At 57.4% G+C, this 14,490-nt stretch carries 16 protein-coding genes; 15 read left to right on the top strand and 1 reads right to left on the bottom strand.

Translation table 11 applies throughout. The features are described 5' to 3' along the window. Positions 1 to 241 precede the first annotated feature (241 nt). The 4 genes from D0N36_RS01570 to D0N36_RS01555 all read left to right on the top strand — a co-directional run bounded on the left by D0N36_RS01570 (position 242) and on the right by D0N36_RS01555 (position 2,765). Positions 242 to 1,204 (top strand): ribonucleoside-diphosphate reductase small subunit, encoded by a 963-nt coding sequence (locus tag D0N36_RS01570; protein WP_116939305.1) that lies wholly within the window; start codon positions 242 to 244, stop codon positions 1,202 to 1,204. Between the two features lie 97 nt (positions 1,205 to 1,301). After that, complete coding sequence (locus D0N36_RS01565; protein WP_116939304.1) at positions 1,302 to 1,880, top strand: TPR end-of-group domain-containing protein; 579 nt, start codon at positions 1,302 to 1,304, stop codon at positions 1,878 to 1,880. 15 nt (positions 1,881 to 1,895) lie between these two features. Then, positions 1,896 to 2,231, top strand: coding sequence for a DUF6624 domain-containing protein (locus D0N36_RS01560; RefSeq protein ID WP_317191425.1), 336 nt, complete (start codon positions 1,896 to 1,898; stop codon positions 2,229 to 2,231). Between the two features lie 306 nt (positions 2,232 to 2,537). Then, entirely contained in the window at positions 2,538 to 2,765 is a 228-nt protein-coding gene (locus D0N36_RS01555; RefSeq protein ID WP_116939302.1) for a hypothetical protein, read from the top strand. A gap of 23 nt (positions 2,766 to 2,788) precedes the next feature. Here the strand turns inward: D0N36_RS01555 and D0N36_RS01550 are convergent, their stop codons facing one another. Beyond that, positions 2,789 to 3,940 (bottom strand): metallophosphoesterase, encoded by a 1,152-nt coding sequence (locus D0N36_RS01550; protein WP_116939301.1) that lies wholly within the window; start codon positions 3,938 to 3,940, stop codon positions 2,789 to 2,791. Between the two features lie 325 nt (positions 3,941 to 4,265). Between D0N36_RS01550 and D0N36_RS01545 the strand changes: the two genes are divergently transcribed. From D0N36_RS01545 to D0N36_RS01500, 11 genes are all read left to right on the top strand, one after another. Then, positions 4,266 to 5,987 carry a CotH kinase family protein gene (locus D0N36_RS01545; RefSeq protein WP_116939300.1) on the top strand — a complete coding sequence of 574 codons (1,722 nt, stop codon included), beginning with the start codon at positions 4,266 to 4,268 and terminating at the stop codon, positions 5,985 to 5,987. A 452-nt stretch (positions 5,988 to 6,439) separates the two neighbouring features. After that, positions 6,440 to 8,821 (top strand): ribonucleoside-diphosphate reductase subunit alpha, encoded by a 2,382-nt coding sequence (locus D0N36_RS01540; protein ID WP_116939299.1) that lies wholly within the window; start codon positions 6,440 to 6,442, stop codon positions 8,819 to 8,821. A gap of 117 nt (positions 8,822 to 8,938) precedes the next feature. Then, positions 8,939 to 9,460 (top strand): DUF4365 domain-containing protein, encoded by a 522-nt coding sequence (locus D0N36_RS01535; RefSeq protein ID WP_116939298.1) that lies wholly within the window; start codon positions 8,939 to 8,941, stop codon positions 9,458 to 9,460. 2 nt (positions 9,461 to 9,462) lie between these two features. Continuing rightward, a complete protein-coding gene (locus D0N36_RS01530; protein WP_147320707.1) occupies positions 9,463 to 10,545 on the top strand; it encodes a hypothetical protein in 1,083 nt (360 codons plus the stop codon). A gap of 356 nt (positions 10,546 to 10,901) precedes the next feature. Continuing rightward, positions 10,902 to 11,591 (top strand): hypothetical protein, encoded by a 690-nt coding sequence (locus D0N36_RS01525; RefSeq protein ID WP_116939297.1) that lies wholly within the window; start codon positions 10,902 to 10,904, stop codon positions 11,589 to 11,591. Positions 11,592 to 11,731: 140 nt separating this feature from the next. Continuing rightward, positions 11,732 to 11,935 (top strand): DUF433 domain-containing protein, encoded by a 204-nt coding sequence (locus D0N36_RS01520; RefSeq protein WP_116939296.1) that lies wholly within the window; start codon positions 11,732 to 11,734, stop codon positions 11,933 to 11,935. Further along, the gene (locus D0N36_RS20190; RefSeq protein ID WP_116939295.1) at positions 11,932 to 12,270 is read left to right on the top strand and encodes a DUF6883 domain-containing protein; all 339 of its coding nucleotides are present in this window, start codon (positions 11,932 to 11,934) and stop codon (positions 12,268 to 12,270) included. The genes D0N36_RS01520 and D0N36_RS20190 overlap by 4 nt, the downstream gene beginning before the upstream one ends. Beyond that, entirely contained in the window at positions 12,267 to 12,485 is a 219-nt protein-coding gene (locus D0N36_RS01515; protein WP_116939294.1) for a DUF4926 domain-containing protein, read from the top strand. The genes D0N36_RS20190 and D0N36_RS01515 overlap by 4 nt, the downstream gene beginning before the upstream one ends. A gap of 194 nt (positions 12,486 to 12,679) precedes the next feature. Further along, complete coding sequence (locus D0N36_RS01510) at positions 12,680 to 13,105, top strand: hypothetical protein (protein WP_147320706.1); 426 nt, start codon at positions 12,680 to 12,682, stop codon at positions 13,103 to 13,105. A 49-nt stretch (positions 13,106 to 13,154) separates the two neighbouring features. Beyond that, positions 13,155 to 14,012: a formate dehydrogenase accessory sulfurtransferase FdhD gene (gene fdhD, locus D0N36_RS01505; protein ID WP_116939292.1), complete on the top strand. Its 858-nt coding sequence runs from the start codon at positions 13,155 to 13,157 to the stop codon at positions 14,010 to 14,012. Between the two features lie 149 nt (positions 14,013 to 14,161). Then, positions 14,162 to 14,488 carry a DUF7009 family protein gene (locus D0N36_RS01500; RefSeq protein WP_116939291.1) on the top strand — a complete coding sequence of 109 codons (327 nt, stop codon included), beginning with the start codon at positions 14,162 to 14,164 and terminating at the stop codon, positions 14,486 to 14,488. Positions 14,489 to 14,490 lie beyond the last annotated feature (2 nt).

Below are 14,490 nucleotides of genomic sequence, written 5' to 3'. Positions count from 1 at the left end.
TAAAGCCTGATTCGGGCCTCTTTACCCCGTAACTGCCCCGGTGGCCCCAGTTCGGAGCGGGTTCGCGGCCGACCAGCGGCGGGGTGGCGAAAAATAGTGGTGCGGGGTCGCCTTTCCCAAAGTGTCGGGCTATCTTTGGTTTCGAGCCGCGCGGAGAAGCAGTCAAACATTGCCTTCGATGCCGGGTTAGCCAAACGTAACCCTCCCGGCACCGCCATTTTCCGCCTTTCACCCCGTCTGCATGGAACCTCTACTCACCGAAAACCCCAACCGTTTCGTTCTTTTTCCCATTCAGCACGATGATGTGTGGCAGTTCTACAAGAAGGCCGAGGCCTCTTTCTGGACCGCTGAGGAGATTGATCTGAGCCAGGACCAGAAGGACTGGGAAAACCTCAACGACGGCGAGCGGCACTTTATCTCGCACGTGCTGGCCTTCTTCGCGGCCTCCGACGGCATCGTGAACGAGAACCTAGCCATCAACTTCATGCAGGAAGTGCAGATGGCTGAGGCCCGCTGCTTCTACGGGTTCCAGGTGATGATGGAAAACATCCACTCCGAAACCTACTCGCTGCTGATTGACACCTACATCAAAGACCCCAAGCAGAAGGATTACCTCTTCAACGCCCTCGAAACGGTGCCTTGCGTGAAGAAAAAGGGCGACTGGGCCATTAAGTGGATCAACTCGGAGAATTTCACCGAGCGCCTGATTGCCTTTGCCGCCGTGGAGGGCATCTTCTTCTCGGGCTCGTTCTGCTCCATCTTCTGGTTGAAGAAGCGGGGCCTGATGCCCGGCCTCACGTTCAGCAACGAGCTGATTTCGCGCGACGAGGGCCTGCACTGCGACTTCGCCTGCCTGCTCTACAAAGACCACCTGCAGAACAAGCTGCCCGAGGCCCGCGTGCAGGAAATCATCCGCGACGCGGTGCAGATTGAGCAGGAGTTCGTGACCGACGCGCTGCCGGTGAACCTGATTGGCATGAACGCCAAGAGCATGAACCAGTACATCGAGTTTGTGGCCGACCGCCTGCTCGAATCGTTGGGCTACAGCCGGATTTACAACGCTACCAACCCGTTCGATTTCATGGAAATGATTTCGCTGCAGGGCAAAACCAACTTCTTCGAGAAGCGCGTGGCCGAGTACCAGAAGGCCGGCGTGATGAGCGAGCGGACCGAAAACGCCTTCTCGCTCGACGAGGACTTTTAAATAGTCGGTTTTTTCTTCTTACCAGTTTCTATTTCGCAACTGCCCTCAATCACTAGTGTTTGAGGGCAGTTGCTTCATTTATTCCTATCTGACACACATGAAAAAAATCACCAGCCTGCTTGTTACCCTTTTGTTATTCAGTAACTCGCTGCTTGCCCAAGATGCATTCTCCAGTCTCAGTAAGCAGGCTCAAGCAGCCTACGAAGTCAAAAATTATTTATCATCCGGCCAATTATTTGAGCAGGCATTTCAGCAATATCCTGCCCGTATCACTAGGTGGGATTTCTACAATGCTGCTTGCTCTTGGGCGCTGGCAGGCGACAACAATAAAGCATTTCAGAATCTCGACAAAGCAATATCCGCTGGTTGGCGTAACTCCGAGAAACTGCAATATGATAAGGACCTGCAGACCCTACGTTCTGATCAGCGCTGGCCGGCACTTGTGGCCGCCGCCCGCCAGGAGTCTGCACCCGCCCAAGCTGGACTTAAAAACCCGATGCAACAACAACTGGAGGAAGTTTTTGCAACACACCAGCGCCTGCGCGCGCAAAAGGATTCGATTGAGCTATCTGCCGGTGCAAAGTCACCACAGTTTAAAAAGATAATCCAGCAAATTGAGGAGGCCAATGCGCGCCATCTTCAAGTGGTTAGTGGCATCCTGGATGAACAAGGCTAGCCCTCAAAGCAGAAGGTGGGTCATTTTGGAAGTTTGGCCGCATTCTTAACTATTCAGCAGGCTCCCCTACCCATACAGGAAAAATATCTGCCTATGATAAGGCAAGCCACACTGCAGGGCGACCTGTCGCCGATGGGGTATGTGTACATGCAGGATAATTTGCTTGTGTTGATAAATAAACCCCAGATGTTCGGGACGCAGATACGCTTAAACACAACAACCAAGAAAAAGGAGGTAGCACCTATCGACGACGAGGCCCACGTGGATGAACGCCGCGCCGAGTTCGGCTTAGGCCCCTTGGCAGACTATCTTAAGCGGCTTGATGTCAATTATAAGCCCTCTGTGAAATAACCAAGAATCGTCCCTTCTATTTGGTGCAGCCACGTCTGCACTTCCAGTTAGGCTAGTTTGTGCGTATCTCTACCCTCCACCCACAGACAACACCATATCGACCCCAATTCGCCAATTCCAGCTTTCGGCTGGCGGCCATAGTAATGGAGCCACTGCCCAGCTACGTTAAGCGGCCCGGTCTCTATTTACAAGGTACCGGCCAAGTAGAATTAGCGTAAAATTGACCTATCAAAAATCCCCGCTTCCAAATTCGGAAGCGGGGATTTTTGATAGGTTACAATTAGGTCAGCGGCAGTATCAAGCGGCATGAGCTACTCCCTTGAACCCCGCGACCAGTGGCCCCTGCCGGGCCAGCTAGACCCCAGCCTGACGCCCTGCGCCTTCTGCCGCCGCCGGCTGCGCATCAACGGCCGGCCCGTTTTCCAGAGTTGTTCCTGCAAGGCTTTCGGGCCGGACGTAACGATAGGGGCGCTGGCAGTTGGGGCGCTGCTGGTGCTGGCCGGCGCAGTTTGGCTGGGGCGGCGGGGCCGGTAGCACTATCGATGCCGGCCGGCACCCTACTGCACCACGAAGCGGTTGGTTTGGGCGAAGCGGTTGCTGCGGAGCTGCACGAAGTACAGGCCCGGGGCCAAACCGGCGGCCTGCAGCGGGAGGCGGTGCCAGCCCGTGCGGGCCGGGCCGTCGTGCAGGCGGGCCACTTCGCGGCCGAGGGCGTCGAGCACCCGTAGCTGCACCGGGGCGGCGGCGGGCAGGTAGAACTCTACCAGACTTTCGGGCCGCACCGGGTTCGGACTGATGGGGTACAGCGCCGGCGCAGGGCCACCCTCGCGGCGTAGCACGTAGGTGTCAACCAGCTGCCGGGTGCGGGTGATGAACTGTAGCGTCAGGCTATCGGGAGTGGCGTTGAGCAGCATGGCCCCGTAGTTGGCGTTGAACAGCGCCTGGCTTTCGGGCCGCCGCACGGGCTGCACGCCGTGGATATTCCGGCCGCCCAGCCCGTTCACGAAATAGGGCAGTCCGTCCACCAGCAGCCGCTCATAGATGTGGTCGTGGCCGCTGAGCACCACCGAGGCGCCCCACTCGCGGAAGGGCCACTGCAGGTCGGCATCGGGACCGTGCCGGCCCGAGGTGTAGGGGGAATGGTGGAAGTACACCACTTTCCAGCGGGCCCGCGAAGCGGCCAGCCGCTCCTTCAGCCACCGGGCCTGATCCGAGGTGGCCTTGATGCCGTCGGGCTCGGCCGGGTCGCTGTTGAGGGCGAACAGATGCACGTCGCCGCGCACCAGCTCGTAGTAGCGGCCGTTGCCGGGCAGCGTGAAGTAGTCGCGGTAGGCCTGGCCGTTGCGGGTGTAATAGTCGTGGTTACCCAGGGCCGGGAAAAACCGGTCGGTGGACGTGCGCGGGCCGTAGCGGCCCTTGTAGTTGTGGATGTAGGCGTGGTAGTACTGGCCGATATTCTGGTCGATGGTGGTCGAGTCGCCAAAATCGTAGTTGTTGTCGCCCAGCGTGATGATGAATTCCGGGTCCCAGCTTTTCACCAGATCCGCGACGTCTCGCTCGGCCGGGCCGGTGAAACCGTAGTCGCCGATGGCAGCGAAGCGCTGGGCGGCCAGCGGGCCAGCCGCCAGTAGCAGGCCGCTCAACAGCAGGAATCGGCCCGACCAGCGGCAGCCTAAGCGGAAGAAATGGGCAGTAGTGATACTTAGCAAAGCAGCAGTTGAATTGACGATGGGCAGCCATAGGGCTGATTGAGTAATACAAATATCCTTCTAATCCGCCTTTTTCCGGGATTCGTTCCGTTTCCGAATCAAATACCGAAGAAGCTTTTTATTATTCAATTTTCGAATCTCCTTCAGTCCCCATTTGGGAAATCACTCCAACTACGCAACTATTGGCTTAATAGTGCCTTAATCGTCTTGAGAATGGGTCTAAATTATCAACAACAAGAGCTTACTTCAAAAAAATAATTATTTGATGCAACTTGGCTAATCTTTATTTAATCTTACTTTTGCAGTCCATTTTAAAATTACTCGGATGATTAAAACGCTTACTTCCCTTATATTCTTAGTGTTGAGTGGGCTGCTGGCCGCCCGGCCGGGCCAAGCCGATACGCTGACGCTGGCCGCGGCCTTCTATAACGTCGATGTGCAGAAGCATCTGATTCTGCTCAACAAGAAACCGGCGGAACTGCAGATTGCTGCCGGGGAGCAGAACAGCCACCTGAACCTGGACCAGACTTACACGTTCACGAAGCCGCTGGGAAACCTGACGACCACAACGGGCTACGAGGCCGAGTACGACGGCACCCGGTACGCGGTGTACTTCACCGACCTGCCCATTCTGAGCATCACGACCCGCGACTCCATCCGGGACGCGCCCAGCGTGGCCGCCCAGTTGACGCTGGTAGACGGGCAGGGCCAGATGCTGACCGCCAACCTGGGCATTGAGTACCGCGGCGGCTTCTCGCAAACCTACCCCAAGAAATCATACGAGCTGAGCTTCTGGCAGGACAGCACCGGGGCCAAGTCGCGCGATGTGCGGCTGCTGAACATGCGCTCCGACAACAAGTACAACCTGCAGGCCATGTATAACGAGCCGCTGCGGGTGCGCAACATGAGCAGCCACGCGCTGTGGCAGGAAATCCATCAGCCTACCTACCTGGCGCAGGAGCCGGACGCCAAAAGCGGCATTGCCCTGCAGTACGTGGAGGTGTTCGTGAACGGGACCTACCGGGGCGTGTACGCCCTCACCGAGCGCATCGACCGGAAGCAGCTCAAGCTGAAAAAATACAGCAAAGACATTACGGGCGAGCTGTACAAGGGCGACAGCTGGGGCCCGGCTACGGTGTTCAGCGGCCTGCCCGACTTCGACAACGGCTCCGAAACCTGGGGCGGCTTCGAGTACAAGCACCCCGAAGAGAAAATCGACTGGACCAGGCTGCACGATTTCGTGGGCTTCGTGCGCAACAGCTCCGAGCAGGAGTTTCTGGCCACCTACCGGCAGAAATTCGACCTGAAAAACGCGGTAGATTATTACCTGTTTCTGAACCTGACGCGGGCCACCGACAATACGGGCAAGAACCTCTACATCGCCAAGTACAAGCAGGGCGAACCCTACTTCTACGTGCCCTGGGACCTCGACGGCGTGTTTGGCACCGACTGGAAGGCCGACAACATCAATATAACCAACGACCTGCTCTCCAACGGCTTCTACGACCGGCTGTGGCAGGACCGCTCGGCCACCGGCTTCCGGGCCACGCTACGGGCGCGCTGGACCGAGCTGCGCCAGACCATCATAACGGAGGAGCACATTATGGGCAAGTTCCGGGCAAACCTGGACCAGCTGCAGCGCAACGCCGTGTATGAGCGCGAGCAGCTGGCCTGGGCAGGCTTCGAGCCGGCCGCCATGAGCACGCAGCTCGACTACACCGCTACCTGGCTGGCCAACCGGCTGCGCTTCCTCGATGCCACCTTTGGGGCACCCTTCGGAATCGTGACGACGGCCCCGGTGGCCGCTGCCGGCCGCCTCACGCTCTACCCCAACCCCAGCAACGACTTTATTACGGTTGAAACCGGCGCTGCCGGCGCTACCGAGCTGATGCTGCGCGACCTGACCGGCCGGGTGGTGCTGCAAACCACGCTGCACGGCCCCCAGCCCCGCCTCGATGTGCGCCAGCTGCCCAAGGGCCTGTACGTGGCCACGCTGCACGCCGGCGGCCAGCCAGCGCCCCGCACGGCCCGGGTAGTTATCAACTAACGCCGATTAGACCGGTGTAGAGATGCACCTCGCGGCGTCTCCGCAGCCGGCACCAAAACCAACAAGCCAACGCCCGGATTCTGCCTGAACCTAGTGTTCGGTCAGAATCCGGGCGTTGGCTTGTTGCGCTATGCCTGCTGGCCGGCGCGGGCCGCTGCTCCGATACCACATCGAAACCAATCCGCCAACTCAAAATTCCGGCCGATGCTATTCTATATAGCAAAAGCCAAACGCCAAAAACCGGCTGAACAGTACCGTTTTAGGCGTATGTGGAAAACTTCTGAAAAGAAGGTTTGCCCTAGCCGCCAGATAGGAATATCTTCCGGTATCAATGCCTGCGTCCCAACCCTTCGCCAAGCTTGTTCAACCTGACTCCATGCCTCGGCTAACTGCCAGTAGCAATTAGCCGGGGCCTATTTCTACTACCTACACCACCTCAACCTGCACCGCATATGTTGGTACTCAAACGCGACGGCCGCCGCGAATCCGTGAAGTTCGACAAGGTTACGGCCCGCATCGAAAAGCTCTGCTACGGCCTGAACATGAACTTCGTGTCGCCGATTGAGGTGGCCAAGAAGGTGATTGACGGCATCTACGATGGCGTAACCACCATTGAGCTCGACAACCTGGCCGCCGAAACGGCCGCCTCGCTCACCACCAAGCACCCCGACTATGCTATTCTGGCCGCCCGCATTGCCGTGAGCAACCTGCACAAGGTCACGAGCAAGTCGTTCAGCAGCACTATGAAGCGGCTGCACACCTACGAGGACCCCAAAACGGGCGAAAACGCCTCGCTCGTGGCTCAGGACGTGTGGGACATCGTGCACGCCAACGCGGCGACGCTCGATTCGGCCATTATTTATGACCGCGACTACAACTACGACTACTTCGGCTTCAAGACGCTGGAGCGCAGCTACCTGCTGCGCCTCGATGGCAAGGTGGTGGAGCGGCCCCAGCACATGCTCATGCGCGTGGCCGTGGGCATTCATAAGCAGGATATTGCCGCCGCCATTGAAACCTACGAGCTGATGAGCGAGCGGTGGTTTACCCACGCCACGCCCACACTCTTCAACGCCGGTACGCCCAAACCCCAGCTCAGCTCCTGCTTCCTGCTCACGATGAAGGACGACTCCATCGAAGGCATCTACGACACGCTAAAGAACTGCGCCCTGATTTCGCAGAGCGCCGGCGGCATCGGGCTGGCGGTGCACAACGTGCGCGCCACCGGCACCTACATCAAAGGCACCAACGGCACCTCCAACGGCTTGGTGCCCATGCTGAAGGTGTTCAACGACACGGCCCGCTACGTGGACCAGGGCGGCGGGAAGCGCAAGGGCGCTTTCGCCATTTACCTGGAGCCCTGGCACGCCGACATCTTCGACTTCCTCGATCTGAAAAAGAACCACGGCAAGGAGGAGATGCGCGCCCGCGACCTGTTTTTCGCCCTCTGGACGCCCGATTTGTTCATGAAGCGCGTGGAAGCCAACGGCGACTGGACGCTGATGTGCCCCCACGAGTGCCCGGGCCTCGACACCAGCCACGGTGCCGAGTTCGAGAAGCTCTACCAGAAATACGAGCGCGAAGGCAAGGGCCGCAAGACCATTAAGGCCCAGGAGCTATGGTTCGCCATTCTGGAAAGCCAGACCGAGACCGGCACGCCCTACATGCTGTTCAAGGATGCCGCCAACGGCAAGAGCAACCAGCAGAACCTCGGTACCATCAAGAGCTCCAACCTCTGCACCGAGATTATGGAGTACACCGACGAGAACGAAATTGCGGTCTGCAACCTCGCCTCGCTGGCCCTCCCCCGCTACGTGCGCCCCGACGAGGCCGGTAACCTGTTCTTCGACCACCAGAAGCTCTACGACGTTACCTACCACGCCACGGTGAACCTGAACAAGGTTATCGATATCAACTACTACCCCGTTATCGAGGCCGAGCGCAGCAACCGCCGCCACCGCCCCATCGGGCTGGGCGTGCAGGGGCTGGCCGATACGTTCATTGCCCTGCGCATGCCCTTCGAGAGCGACGAAGCCAGCGGCCTGAACAAGGACATCTTCGAGACGCTGTACTTCGCGGCCATGACGGCCTCCAAGGACCTGGCCCAGCGCGACGGCCACTACGAAACCTTCCCCGGCTCGCCCCTGAGCGAGGGCAAGTTCCAGTTCGACCTCTGGGGCGTAACGCCCGACTCGGGCCGCTGGGACTGGGACACGCTGCGGGCGCAGGTAATGGAGCACGGCGCGCGCAACTCGCTGCTGGTGGCCCCCATGCCCACGGCCAGCACCGCCCAGATTCTGGGCAACAACGAGTCGTTTGAGCCCTACACGAGCAACATTTACGTGCGCCGGGTACTCAGCGGCGAGTTCATGGTAGTGAACAAGCACCTGCTCAAGGACCTCATCAAGCTCGGCCTCTGGAACGAGCAAATGAAAACGGCCATCATTGCCGCCAACGGCTCGGTGCAGGACATTGCCAGCATCCCGCAGAACATCAAGGACCTGTATAAAACGGTGTGGGAGATTTCCCAGCGCCGCATCATCGACATGTCGGCCGATCGGGGCGCGTACATCTGCCAGAGCCAGAGCCTGAACCTGCACGTGCTGAACGTGAACTTCGGCAAGCTCACCAGCATGCACTTCCACAGCTGGAAGCGCGGCCTGAAGACGGGCATGTACTACCTGCGCACCAAAGCCGCCGCCGACGCCATCAAGTTCACGGTGCAGAAGCAAGCCGCCGAAACCCTGGAGCCGCTCAACGTATCGGCCCAGAATGCCTCGGACATGTCCTGCTCGCTGGACGACCCGGAAGGCTGTGAGGCCTGCGGTTCGTAAGGAAAAGAGTAATTAACAAGATTTGAAAAGGGGAGCCTGATAGGCTCCCCTTTTTTTGTAAAAAAATATACTACCTTCCACACCCTTATGTAAAGCATAGCGAAAGTATAATATTTTATGACCGAACAGCAGATTAAGGAGAAGCTTTCCAAAAATTACCTCGAGCTTCTAATTCACAATGGTGGCCACAAACATATGAAGCCTGAAGACGACCATGGAGTGGATTTATACATAATGCGTGTGCAACGTATAGAAAGAGCTGATGGTATTAGGTACGTTGATTCAACGGATTTTATAGGCGTACAGTTGAAATGCACTTGCGTTGCATCAATTGATGAAGACGAAGATTATATAAAATATGATTTGGAGGTAAAAACATATAATGACTTAGTAGACAGAGTAAGATATAATGCTACCGTGCCCCTGCTTTTGGTTCTAATGATATTACCTGATGAGATTAGCACGTGGGTTGAAGTTCGCGACAACGAAATTGCGTTAGCAAAATGCGCATATTGGTATGAACCTGATTCTTCAGAAATTTACACAGGAAATAGATCGACAAAAAGAATTTATATACCAAAAACAAATAAATTAGATATGGACTCTATTAGAAGAAAATTCATCGCACTTTACGATTAGTTATGTTAGCACCTCTTTCACTTCGTGCAATTATTCAATTCCTTTACAAAAAGGGATGGCATGACTATAAAATCACAAACCGATTTCACAAAATGTCGGCCCCCGAATCTATAAGTAGTTCGGTAAAAATCACACTGCCTCTCACAGATAATAATGAATTTGACAATTCATTATTGCATAAAGTAGTTGATTTTATTTCTGAATTCTATGAATTTCCATCAGGAGAATTAATATCATCATTTATAAAAAATTCAGCAATTTTCTCCACCCAGCTGATAGATGAAAGCACAACTCATGGCAATGTTCCATTTCTCAGGTATGAGCACCACCTTCAAGAACTGAAAAACCTCTTGTTAAATAATGCTTCATTCGGTGTTTCAGGAAAGCATTATGTTAAGGATATTCCAGAAGAGGCGAATACTTATCTAAACTTATGTAGTTTTTTGCAGACAGAAAGAGGAAGCTTTATTTCAAAGATTCAGCTTCCAAGCTCTATAGATTTATCTGTCAATCTATTTGAAGAGTATTCCGTTCAGTCTGATTCAATAAACAATAAACTTGGTAGTGTTTTAAAATTTGTTGTTGACGATATATACAAGTCGCCGGCCAATGATATATATAGCGTAGAACATGTAAAGCAAAATGCACAATTAATAAATATAGATGTTTTTGAAAATATTAATAATATTTTCAAAAGAACAGGAGTAGGAGAAATAAATTTTGCCTTACTGGGAGCAGATTTTGATCTAAAAATAGAATCAGGAGTAGTTGGAGTAGATGAATTTAAACAATTGGAAAATTATATAGACCTTGCCTCCACAGTTTTTGCCAATCATGTTGAAATTGATTCTCGCGGGCGAGTGATTCAGCTAAGGTCTTCGCACGCAAAAGGAAGCAAGAATCTTGTTATTATAAGTCGTTCACAAAGCAACCTAAAGCCGATACATGTTGAACTAGAAAACAATCAATACGACCTTGCAATAACAGCTCACAAGGCTAAAAGCAACGTTTTCATAAAGGGTACTGCGCTAGAGACAAAGCAGTATCTGAGAATTGTGAGGCTTATGGACTTTCACGTTGTTTAGAAAAGTCAGCTTCCCCAGCCGCTGCCGCCCCCGGTAGCGGCTGGTTGGCTTTTGGGGTCTTGGAGGCAATGCCTTTTGTAATCAGTTTTCCTCCTGCTATACTAAAACCGTTCATTTCCCTCGCCATAGGCCGCCTACCTGCCCGAAACCATTTGGTTTTGGCTAGGTAGGCGGCCTGGTTGCTTTCCAACGTTTGGTTTTGGCGAGGTAGGGCGCCTACCGGCCTACCAACAATTGGTTTTGACGAGGTAGGTGGCTTACCGGCTTCCAACTAACTGCTTAGGAGCAGGTAAGGACGGTTGTACTATCAAATAATCAATATATTAGGCTCCTCATCCACCCTTAATCCTATTTATATGCTTACCCCCACGCCTGAGGCGCCGCTGGCTCCTATTCCTAAATCCCGTACCGGGCAGTTGCCGACTAGCGCCGTGCCGTTGGCCGCGCTGGCCACCAACGTCGCCCGCGCCTGGGCCGATTCGGAGCTGCCGGCGCTGCTCTGGCTTTCCAAGGCCGACCTGACGGCGCTGGCCGCCACCTTTGCCCAAGGTCGGGATGCGGCCGAGGCGGCCGGCGACCAGCGCACCCCCCAGTCGCGCCGGCTCCAGGAGCTGGATGAGCAGCTTGACCGGAACCTCAAATACGTGAAAGCCTACCTGGCCGAGGAGCACGAGGAGGACCAGGGCCGCGCCTTCTACCCCGAGTTTGGCATTGTGCGCGAGAACAAAACCTACCGCTTGCCCGCCGCCCGCTCCGAGCGCGTAAAGGCGCTGCAGAAGCTGCCCGTCGCCCTCAAGGCGCACGCGCTTGATAAGAAGAAGTACGGCGCCGCCTACTGGCAGCCCCTGGCCAACGAGTACGCCATACTGGTGCAGCAAAGCGCCGATACCGCCGGCCAGCGCAGCAGCAAAGTCGGCCAGAAAGACCAGACCGAGAAGCAGGTGCGCCGGGCCTTGCGCGCCCTCGTCCATCACCTCAAGGCCAACTACCCCGACACCACCGAGGCCCGGCGGCGCGAGTTCGGCTTCCAGAAAGAAGGCTACTAGCGCGGGGTATTCTCACGGTTGCTAACAAAGACGATGCTCCCACAGCCGCTGCCGCCCCCGGTAGCGGCTGGTGGGCGTTTGGGGCCGTTGCACCGGATAACGTCAGGCGCATATCCAGCTAGAATCAGTACTTCAGTTCTATGCCTGACCTTCTCGCCCGCATCACCATCAATCCTGCTATTTGCCACGGCCAGCCGACCGTGCGGGGGCTGCGCTACCCGGTGCAAATCGTGCTGGAACTACTGGCTTCCGGGATGACGGACGCGGAGATTCTGGCGGATTATGAGGACCTGGAAGCCGCCGACCTCCGCGCCTGCCAGGCCTACGCGGCGGAGCTAATATGACGCTGCACGATAAGGCGCTATCCGTGGCTCCGAACAAGGTACAGGACTACTTGCTGAACCCCCACCATCCTATTGGTGGGGCCAAAGCCCGGTTCTTTCTCAGCATTGGGTACTTGCGGGAGCATTACGAACTGTTGATTGCGGATTTGATAGCGCACGGCCACGACGCCACCGTAACTGAGAAGAAACAGTCGCCTTACGGGACTAAATTTGTGGTAGATGGGCCCTTGCTGGCTCCCAACGGCCGGCAGTACCCCATCCGGACCGTATGGATGGAACAAAGCCCTGGCGTCCTGGTCTTATTAATCACTGCTCACTTACTCGACCGCCCATGAAAACCTATGCTGAGTTAGATGTTGTCCAGTTGCAGAAAGCCCATCCGGAATGCGGGTTGGCGGCGGGTGCCCAGGGAATCGTTGTGCTGGTACACGCGCTGGGCGAAGCCTATGAGGTCGAGTTTTTGTCGCCTGACGGTACCACCCAGGCCATACTGACCCTGCCCGCAGCCGAAGTAGCTGCTCCCCGGCAACAAACCCGGCACGCTGCTTAAAAGCAACCCACACCCGCGCCGCCTGGAGGAATCCGGGCGGGGTATTTTGTTCGGGTGAAGATGGAATTATACGCGCCAGCAGTAACCAAATAAGCTGCTGGAGCACTAAACCATTCGTTTCAGCTCCCACCAGCCGCTGCCGCCCCCGGTAGCGGCTGGTTGGCGTTTGGGGCGGTTGCCGCTACCTTGCCGCCGTGCGCTACCGAACTGCTTCCGCTCCGTCTTACCCCTGGCCCGTGCGGGTAGTGCTGGCCATCTACTCCGCGTGCTTCCTGATTGGCACTTACACCCACGCGGCGGGCATTTTGCGGCGGGGGCTACTGGCCTCGCCGGTGCCGGTGGGTATCGGGGTGTTTTGGGATGCGCTGACGCTGCTCGACCCCTTGGCGGCGGTGCTGGTGTGGTGGCGGCCCCGAATAGGCGTACCGCTGGCAGTTGCCATTATGGCGGTTGATATCAGCGTGAACAGCTACGTATATGTGGCGGGCTACTTTGGGCCGCCGGTAGCGGGGCTGGTGCCGCTGAGCTTATTGGAGCAGGCCCTGTTCGGGTTGTTCGTGTTCGTGACGGCCCCAATGGTGTATCGGCAGGCGGCGCGCCCGACAAGCGGCGGAACATAAGGGAAAGCCGTATGTTGGTTTCGGTACGCTCCCACTTACTTCCTGCGCCATGAAAGCCCTGCTCCCGCCCACCAGCTACGAATACGCCACCGTGCGGCAGGTGCGCGGCGAGCAGGTGCAGGACGCCACCGATGTGCTGGCCGCCGAGGAGCCGCTCGAAATTCGGGTGGGCTACGGTCCGGTGGGGCAGCGCGAGCACCGCACGCTGGCCATCACCATGCGCACGCCCGGCCACGATTTCGAGCTGGCCGCCGGCTTCCTGCTCACCGAAGGCCTGCTCACCGGCCCCCAGGATTTGCAGGGCATCCTCTACTGCCCCGACGTAACCAAAGACGAGGAGCGCGAAAACGTGGTGCGGGCCGAGCTGACCCCCAGCGTGCAGCCCGATTTGCCGCGGCTGGAGCGCCACTTCTACACCAGCAGCAGCTGCGGCGTGTGCGGCAAAACCAGCATTGCCGCCGTGCACGCCGCCGGCTGTCCGCGCCTGCCCATGGGCACGGTGCAGGTGCCGGTCGCCGTGATTCACCAGCTGCCCGAGCGTCAGCGCCAGGCCCAGGAGCTGTTCGAGCAAACCGGCGGCCTGCACGCGGCGGCCCTGTTTTCGCCCGCCGGCGAGCTGCTGCTGCTGCGCGAAGACGTGGGCCGCCACAACGCCCTCGACAAAGTGATTGGTGCCGCGCTGCTCGCCGGCCAGCTGCCGCTGCACGGGTCCGTGCTGCTCGTTAGCGGCCGGGCCTCGTTCGAGCTGGTGCAAAAGGCCGCCGTGGCCGGCATCCCCGTCATGGCCGCCGTGGGCGCGCCCTCCTCACTAGCCGTTTCCGCCGCCCGCGACTTCGGCCTCACGCTCTGCGGCTTCGTGCGCCAGCAGCGGTTCAACATCTACACCCACCCCGAGCGGATTGGGTGACCCCACCCCCGGCCCCTCCCCGGTGGGGAGGGGTGCCAAACGCGAGTTCAAGGATTCGTTGAACGCACCCCCTCCCCACCGGGGAGGGGGCCGGGGGGTGGGATCAGCGGCAGAAATGTATCACCCCAGCCCCCACAAACCTCCCGCCCATGAAGCTCCGCCTCGATGAAACCTCCCTGCGCCTGCGCCTCGATCCGGAGGAAGCTGCGGAATTTGGCCGGACCGGGCTCTTGGAAACGGCCGTGCCGCTGGGGCCGGGCGCGGCCGGGCAGCTGCGCTACTCGCTGGAGCGCGACGGTGAAGTGCCGGTGCTGACGGTGCGCCACGAGCCGGGCCGCATCCGGGTGCTGGTACCGGCGGCGCAGGCCACGGCTTGGGCGGGGTCGGATGAAGTCAGTTTACGCACTCAACTGGAAGTGGCTGAAAACCAATTCCTGCTTATCTTGGTAGAGAAGGACCTGGGCTGCGCGCACTGATT

It is taken from the genome of Hymenobacter lapidiphilus, from assembly GCF_003417065.2.
Taxonomy (GTDB): Bacteria; Bacteroidota; Bacteroidia; order Cytophagales; family Hymenobacteraceae; genus Hymenobacter.
The sequence above is the reverse complement of the archived record's forward strand: the minus strand, read 5'-3'. Positions and strand labels throughout refer to the sequence as shown.

Excerpts from the sequence above, each read along its gene's own strand:
- D0N36_RS01525 (WP_116939297.1), top strand. The coding sequence starts at position 10,902 with ATGCTTACCCCCACGCCTGAGGCGCCGCTGGCTCCTATTCCTAAATCC.
- D0N36_RS20190 (WP_116939295.1), top strand. The coding sequence starts at position 11,932 with ATGACGCTGCACGATAAGGCGCTATCCGTGGCTCCGAACAAGGTACAG.
- D0N36_RS01535 (WP_116939298.1), top strand. The coding sequence starts at position 8,939 with ATGACCGAACAGCAGATTAAGGAGAAGCTTTCCAAAAATTACCTCGAG.
- D0N36_RS01555 (WP_116939302.1), top strand. The coding sequence starts at position 2,538 with ATGAGCTACTCCCTTGAACCCCGCGACCAGTGGCCCCTGCCGGGCCAG.
- D0N36_RS01515 (WP_116939294.1), top strand. The coding sequence starts at position 12,267 with ATGAAAACCTATGCTGAGTTAGATGTTGTCCAGTTGCAGAAAGCCCAT.
- D0N36_RS01530 (WP_147320707.1), top strand. The coding sequence starts at position 9,463 with ATGTTAGCACCTCTTTCACTTCGTGCAATTATTCAATTCCTTTACAAA.
- D0N36_RS01520 (WP_116939296.1), top strand. The coding sequence starts at position 11,732 with ATGCCTGACCTTCTCGCCCGCATCACCATCAATCCTGCTATTTGCCAC.
- fdhD (WP_116939292.1), top strand. The coding sequence starts at position 13,155 with ATGAAAGCCCTGCTCCCGCCCACCAGCTACGAATACGCCACCGTGCGG.
- D0N36_RS01565 (WP_116939304.1), top strand. The coding sequence starts at position 1,302 with ATGAAAAAAATCACCAGCCTGCTTGTTACCCTTTTGTTATTCAGTAAC.
- D0N36_RS01545 (WP_116939300.1), top strand. The coding sequence starts at position 4,266 with ATGATTAAAACGCTTACTTCCCTTATATTCTTAGTGTTGAGTGGGCTG.
- D0N36_RS01500 (WP_116939291.1), top strand. The coding sequence starts at position 14,162 with ATGAAGCTCCGCCTCGATGAAACCTCCCTGCGCCTGCGCCTCGATCCG.
- D0N36_RS01570 (WP_116939305.1), top strand. The coding sequence starts at position 242 with ATGGAACCTCTACTCACCGAAAACCCCAACCGTTTCGTTCTTTTTCCC.
- D0N36_RS01540 (WP_116939299.1), top strand. The coding sequence starts at position 6,440 with ATGTTGGTACTCAAACGCGACGGCCGCCGCGAATCCGTGAAGTTCGAC.